This window comes from Bartonella jaculi (assembly GCF_039543045.1).
Lineage (GTDB): Bacteria > Pseudomonadota > Alphaproteobacteria > Rhizobiales > Rhizobiaceae > Bartonella > Bartonella jaculi.
Genome location: NZ_BAABIZ010000026.1, coordinates 1 through 6,364 on the forward strand (window position 1 = coordinate 1; position 6,364 = coordinate 6,364).

8 protein-coding genes are annotated in these 6,364 nt (G+C 46.1%); 7 read left to right on the plus strand and 1 reads right to left on the minus strand.

The window, feature by feature from the left end:
- Positions 1 to 350: 350 nt before the first annotated feature.
- Positions 351 to 1,463, minus strand: coding sequence for a YdaU family protein (locus ABD915_RS07560; protein ID WP_345117060.1), 1,113 nt, complete (start codon positions 1,461 to 1,463; stop codon positions 351 to 353).
- A 466-nt stretch (positions 1,464 to 1,929) separates the two neighbouring features.
- On the opposite strand from ABD915_RS07560, the gene ABD915_RS07565 reads away from it, so the two are divergent.
- The 7 genes from ABD915_RS07565 to ABD915_RS07595 all read left to right on the plus strand — a co-directional run bounded on the left by ABD915_RS07565 (position 1,930) and on the right by ABD915_RS07595 (position 6,061).
- A complete protein-coding gene (locus ABD915_RS07565; RefSeq protein WP_345117061.1) occupies positions 1,930 to 2,247 on the plus strand; it encodes an XRE family transcriptional regulator in 318 nt (105 codons plus the stop codon).
- Between the two features lie 314 nt (positions 2,248 to 2,561).
- Positions 2,562 to 2,951 (plus strand): hypothetical protein, encoded by a 390-nt coding sequence (locus ABD915_RS07570; RefSeq protein WP_345117063.1) that lies wholly within the window; start codon positions 2,562 to 2,564, stop codon positions 2,949 to 2,951.
- A 5-nt stretch (positions 2,952 to 2,956) separates the two neighbouring features.
- Positions 2,957 to 3,190 carry a hypothetical protein gene (locus ABD915_RS07575; RefSeq protein ID WP_345117065.1) on the plus strand — a complete coding sequence of 78 codons (234 nt, stop codon included), beginning with the start codon at positions 2,957 to 2,959 and terminating at the stop codon, positions 3,188 to 3,190.
- Positions 3,187 to 3,390, plus strand: coding sequence for a hypothetical protein (locus ABD915_RS07580; protein ID WP_345117067.1), 204 nt, complete (start codon positions 3,187 to 3,189; stop codon positions 3,388 to 3,390). The genes ABD915_RS07575 and ABD915_RS07580 overlap by 4 nt, the downstream gene beginning before the upstream one ends.
- A gap of 714 nt (positions 3,391 to 4,104) precedes the next feature.
- On the plus strand, positions 4,105 to 4,308 hold the full coding sequence (locus ABD915_RS07585) for a hypothetical protein (RefSeq protein WP_345117069.1): 204 nt from the start codon (positions 4,105 to 4,107) through the stop codon (positions 4,306 to 4,308).
- Between the two features lie 489 nt (positions 4,309 to 4,797).
- Positions 4,798 to 4,983, plus strand: coding sequence for a hypothetical protein (locus ABD915_RS07590; protein ID WP_345117071.1), 186 nt, complete (start codon positions 4,798 to 4,800; stop codon positions 4,981 to 4,983).
- Positions 4,984 to 5,395: 412 nt separating this feature from the next.
- Entirely contained in the window at positions 5,396 to 6,061 is a 666-nt protein-coding gene (locus ABD915_RS07595; protein WP_345117073.1) for a lambda exonuclease family protein, read from the plus strand.
- Positions 6,062 to 6,364: the final 303 nt, after the last annotated feature.

Here is a 6,364-nt window from a genome sequence, read left to right on the forward strand (position 1 = left end):
CCTGCTGAAATCGTTGCTGTCTGCTTGCTAATCGACTTTAAGGTGTTGCCTTTTGGGGGGCATCGTGCCGGCTCTTGGCTTTCCCGTTGGAGCGGGTAGGGCTTTCTAGAGAGCTGTTTAGGCTTGTTATGAAACAGAGAGTGTTTTGTGTGTTTGCTGATGAGGCGGAGAAGTGCTTTCATGTTCATGCCTGTGGTTGTAGATTAAGAGTTCGGTAAAGGGTGTCAGTGTTGTTGCCTTGCGGTGCGAGAGTTTGCGAGTTCTTGCTGGGATGAGCGGAAAAAACCTCTTGCCTGCTGTTCTTTTATCCGCTCAATCTCACGGCGAAGTTGATGCGCTGTGGGTGGTTGTTAACCTGTGTTGTAGTTGATAAGAGTTCGGTAAAGGGCATCGGTGTTGTTGCCTTGCGGTGCGAGGGGCTGCGAGTTCTTGCTGGGGTAAGCGGAAAAAATAGCAAGTCTTGCCTGATGTTCTTTTATCCGCTCAATCTCACGGCGAAACCAATTGCGCCATGTCGCTTGCCAATCGACTTTAAGGGCTTCTTTGCCACTCTTTGCACGCCAATAATCGCGAAATTTCTTTTCTTGCCAACGTGCTTGCTCTTCATTCAGTCCTTCTGAAATCGCTGCACCAATGTCTGCTTGCCAATCGTTAGGAAGACGTTGCCCTTTGGGAGACGCCACCCGACTCTTGGCTTTCCCGCTGGAGCTTCGAGCGCTTTCTACAGCGTCGCTGCTGGGCGGAAGATTTGCTGTTTTTCTACGAGAGATTTGCGCGCTGGTTTCTTTGCTATGTGAGTGGGAAGGGGGAACAACTACAGCTGGTTTTGTGGGTATGCTTGCACAAGATTGGGCGGAGGAGGATTGGGCGGAGGAGTCCTGTGAGGACGGTTCCACAGAATAAAAATCTGCGCTTGTTGTCCCTTGCTCTTGCTCCCCCGTTGTCTCCCTCTCTCTCTCAAGCAAATAAAATTTCTTTTCTGAAACACCGTAAGGTGTTTCCTTTTCTTCTCCCTTCTGAGATTCTGAGATTTGTTTATCATCTCTTGTACTCTCGTTGAGAAGTTGTTGAAACCTTGCATTGATTTTCTTGCGTTTTTGTGCCGAAGAACGACCCGCAAAGGATTTCTGTTCAAGCAACTTTGCACGCTCCTGAAAAACATTTTCGCAGCGCTTATTCCATAAACCATTCGCTAAATTTAAAATCTTCCCCTCTTCTATCAGCATTTCTAAAACATTTGCAAAAGTTCGCTTGTCACAACCGCAAAGACGCGCTAAACGTTCTACCGATAATTCTAGAGGACGACCACGGGCGTACATTTCGTTGAGAAGAATCGTGTAAATTCCAATTTCATGGGCGCGCATCCCGCGGACACCCCCTAGAAAATCATTCTGATACCAACAAACATAAGGAAGCGTGGACGATTCATAGTGTGGAGTTTCTTGTTGATTGGCGTGTTGCATACTTCAATCCGCTTTCTTCGTTTTTTATATATTTCTATTCACGACAAAACCGAAAATAATTTTTTGTGTAGGTATTGGTGTTTAATTAAAGTTTATACGTTTGAGTGAAGTGTTTCAGTTTTGTTCCATTTTGTTCTGTTAGATGGTGGACTCTGGAAAGGAGTTTAGGGATTCTAACAGTGGGCTCTTGCATGTTTAGGGGCAGCCAGCCCTAAAGTTTGAGATTGTGTAGATGACAAAGGATAAAGAGTACAATACTTCAGATGCATGAGCTTTCCGGGGCTTTCGAGGCGCTTTTTTGTATCCTTCGGGGTGGTGAATTGTTCTTTTGACCCGAAAATGAGCTTTTATCCCCCTTTAAAAAGTGAAATTCGTTTTCTTAATTTTATCCTTTTTAGAGGATAATGCAAGCCCGTTTTACAAAAAGGACGTGTTTTTTAAAAAAGATGCGCTATATGGTGAAACTATGAATATCAATGGTTGGCGTCAAAGATTAAGTGCTGCACTTAAAAAAAGTGGACGGTCAAAAAGATCTATTTCCCTCGCTGCCGGTAAAGGCGCAGGGTACCTCCATTCTATTCTCGCTGAAGGGAAAGAACCAACTATTGAATCTCTCTCACGTGTTTGTCATGAAATTAATGTCAGTATGAATTATATCCTTTATGGAGAGGGCGCTAGTCCTGAAGATAAAGAGTTCATTGATCTTATTTCACAGCTTTCTCACGAGGAAAAACAGGCGGTTTTAACTCTTTTGCGGCGGACAACTGGCGAAGCATCAGAATAATATCTTTCTGTGTTTTTGCGTCAAGAGTGCACCAGTATCGTATCAATTTTAAATCACTCATTTTAGCTCTCCTGCTTGTTTATAGTTGCGTTGGGTAAGAACAAATAGAGAACAATACAAGGACATTGGGTGAACAAAGGAGGGCAAATTTTTATTCACATATGCCGTTTGAATGTCGTAAAGACTGAAATTATATCTTTTATTAAGGATAATATTTATTGACACATCCCCCATAGAGGATATAAGACTAACGCTATATTTGACCTTGTCAAGTCAAAGCTGTGTGTTATCAACTATACAAAGGGGGAAAAATCATGAAAAATGTGCCATTCGTTAAAGAGGATGAAATTATCATACTTCTCTGTGAAGATGAAAGCTCTGAAGCCGTTGAGGGACCATTCGATCATGTCGAAGAAGTGTTGGAATTTATTGAAGAACGCGAAACTGTTCACAGAATCCTACGCCTCGATCTCATAACACTTCATGCCGATGATGTTAGTGAGCAAATCGCTGATCTATACGTTATGAATCACGAAATTGACGAACAAAATACACAACTCCAGCCATTCATTCTCGATAGTGATGCCTATCACGCCTGTCTAGATGAAAAAGCAATGCGTGATTATCAAGATAATCTCTATGGTTCTTACGAAAAACAGCATCGTTTGCGTCCCTGTGATGTGCTGAACGACTATTGGTGGTAAAAATTATGGCAAGTTATCTTAAGACCTTTTATCAGGGAATCCCTCTTTACTACGCTGGAAATACCCAAAACAAAATCAAACTCGAACCACAACAACACAACGCTGTCCTTTTCATATCGCAACAGGATGCAGAGTGTGTCGCGAAAAATTTGGCTCTGGAATATCAGAGAGACGATTTTTCCGTTGTGCATCAGCAGGAGGGAGAAGCCTTTTACGCCGGTAAAAAAAGAGCACCATGAAGCCCCCCAGCGTTGAAGTGGCGGCATGGGGAGGAGGAGCCCTTCTGTGGAGGCGATCATGGGAGTGCTTGGCTCTTAGGGAGGATGCTTATTGGAACGGTAGCTTGCGTGCTTATGAGAGCTTCAAGCTGCTTCAGTGGGAGGTAAGGCAATCCTTGAAGGTGGGATGCCAACTGCAAGGATTGCTGCAATGGGGATAGGGCTCTTTAAGCTTTAAGAGAGAGGAAAAATGCCCAAGCTGTTTTGCAAAGGAGGCATTGTGCGTTGAAGAAAAAGAGAGCTTCGATAAAGCGCGTGGAGCATTCTCAAGCGGTATAGTCTCAGCGGGGAGAGTTTTTCTTGCGCACGCACAAAAAGAGAGAATTTGCTTGGGCTCTGTTTTTTTGGAAAACAGAGAGGAGCATCTAGGGGCAGCCCCAAGAGAGAAGTGTTTCGGTGCGTGTGCCCTCTGTGGCAAAGTTCTCATGTTGGGAGGTGGGGATAAGACCTGGGGAGCATGGCACGTGGGTGGTGTGTTTACAGATCCCGCTTATGGGAGGGGAGGTGCGAATGTGTGCTTAAGGGAGTTGCTCTCAAGCGGGATAGTCTCAAGCGGTATAGTCTCAGCGGGGGGGAGTTTTTCTTGCGCACGCACAAAAAGAGAGAATTTGCTTGGGCTCTGTTTTTTTGGAAAACAGAGAGGAGCATCTAGGGGCAGCCCCAAGAGAGAAGTGTTTCGGTGCGTGTGCCCTCTGTGGCAAAGTTCTCATGTTGGGAGGTGGGGATAAGACCTGGGGAGCATGGCACGTGGGTGGTGTGTTTACAGATCCCGCTTATGGGAGGGGAGGTGCGAATGTGTGCTTAAGGGAGATGCTTAAGGGCTCTCTCTCACATGGTTTTTTTACATGGTTTTTCATGTGGGATGAGAGAGCACCATGAAGCCCCCAAGCGTTGAAGCTGGGGCATGGGGAGGAGGCGCCCTTCTGAGGAGGCGATCATGGGAGTGCTTGGCTCTTAGGGAGGATGCTTATTGGAACGGTAGCTTGCGTGCTTATGAGAGCTTCAAACTGCTTCAGTGGGAGGTGGGGCAATCCTTGAAGGTGGGATGCCAACTGCAAGGATTGCTGCAATGGGGATAGGGCTCTTTAAGCTTTAAGAGAGAGGAAAAATGCCCAAGCTGTTTTGCAAAGGAGGCATTGTGCGTTGAAGAAAAAGAGAGCTTCGATAAAGCGCGTGGAGCATTCTCAAGAAAATGACGCTTAAGCGGTATAGTTTCAAGCGTATAGTTTCAAGCGTATAGTCTCAAGGCATATAGTCTCAGGGGGGAAGTTTTTCTTGCGCGCGCACGAAAAGAGAGAATTTGCTTGGGCTCTGTTTTTTTGGAAAACAGAGAGGAGCGTATAGGGGGCAGCCCCAAGAGAGAAGTGTTTGGGTGCGTGTGTCCTCTGTGGCAAAGTTCTCATGTTGGGAGGTGGGGATAAGACCTGGGGAACACGGCACGTGGGTGGTGTGTTTACAGATCCCGCTTATGGGAGGGGAGGTGCGAATGTGTGCTTAAGGGAGATGCTTAAGGGCTCTCTCTCACATGGTTTTTTTACATGGTTTTTCATGTGGGATGAGAGAGCACCATGAAGCCCCCAAGCGTTGAAGCTGGGGCATGGGGAGGAGGCGCCCTTCTGAGGAGGCGATCATGGGAGTGCTTGGCTCTTAGGGAGGATGCTTATTGGAACGGTAGCTTGCGTGCTTATGAGAGCTTCAAACTGCTTCAGTGGGAGGGAGAAGCCTTTTACGCCGGTAAAAAAAGAGCACCATGAAGCCCCCAAGCGTTGAAGCTGGGGCATGGGGAGGAGGCGCCCTTCTGAGGAGGCGATCATGGGAGCGCTTGGCTTAAGCGGGATAGTGGAAATTCTCATATCTTATAAAAGTATTTATGCCCACAAGAGGGGACTTGCCCACTGGGGGTTTTGCCCACTGGGGCTTTTTACTTTATTGCGACAGGAAAAAATGCTTGCAAAATCGCAAAGAGAAAATTGAAAAGCGCTCAAAATACCTAAAAGTCGCTTTTGCACAGCGGTAAAAGGAAAAGATCATGATAAACCAATCGCTCAATATTTCAAAAAAATCGAGCTGAATCTCAAAAGAAAAGCACTTCATAAAGAGAGAAGGGGGCTTCTCAAAAAGTGAGCGAGCGGCTTTTAGAAAAGCTTAAAACATCAGGGGGAATCTATGCCAATTATTGTCAATTGTCTGCAAGGAACAGAGGAATGGCATCAAGCGCGGAATGGCTTGATCACAGCTTCTTTGTTTGAAATGGTTATGGCACGAAAAAAACAGGGACAAAAAACCTCAAAATATCATTCCCTTATGATGAAACTTGCTGGAGAAAGAATCACGGGAAAAACCGTCGAAGAGGGGACAACGCTTTCTATGCGACGCGGAACGGAATTAGAACCAAGCGCACGGAAACTTTATGGATCACTCACCCATACCGAGCCGGAATGTGTTGGATTCGTTCTGGCCGATGATCGTATGAAAGGGTTTTCTCCCGATGCTTTTGTTGGAACAAATGGATTGTTGGAAATTAAAACCAAAAAACCCGAAATCCTTATCCCTCATTACTCTCAAAAAACTTTTCCAGAAGAGCATAAAGCACAGTGTCAAGGAGGATTGTGGATCGCTCAACGCGAATGGGTGGATTTGATGCTCTATTGGCCCGATATGCCGCCTCTGATGAAACGTGCTTATCGTGACGAACCTTATATACGCAAGCTCGAAAATGAAATTAACCGTTTTAATGAAAACTTGGAGATAATGGTCCAGCAAATTAAGCGCTTCGAGACAAGATTCAGTGTGAAAATGGAAAATACCCTAGAGGAGCGTAGGCGTGGGTGATTTTGAGCAGAAGCAGGGCGTAGGCGTGAGGGAATAGGACAAGCGGGGCAGTTGGAGGAGAGAGGGAATGCTTGCGTGGAGGTGTTGCATGTGAGAAGAGCGTGAGGAGTGTGGAGAGGTCTGTGGGTGTGGAGGTGTTGCACGGCGTGGTGGTTGGGGGCACGGCGTGGGCTTTTGCGGAAAGGTGCGAAGGGTAGAGGGTGGCAAAGGGGAGGTTTGGGTTGAGGTTGCCTCTTGAGAGAAAGATAAGATGAAAAATACCCCGAAAAGTAAGCGAAAGAATGGGAAAGCTTCTGTGGGTAG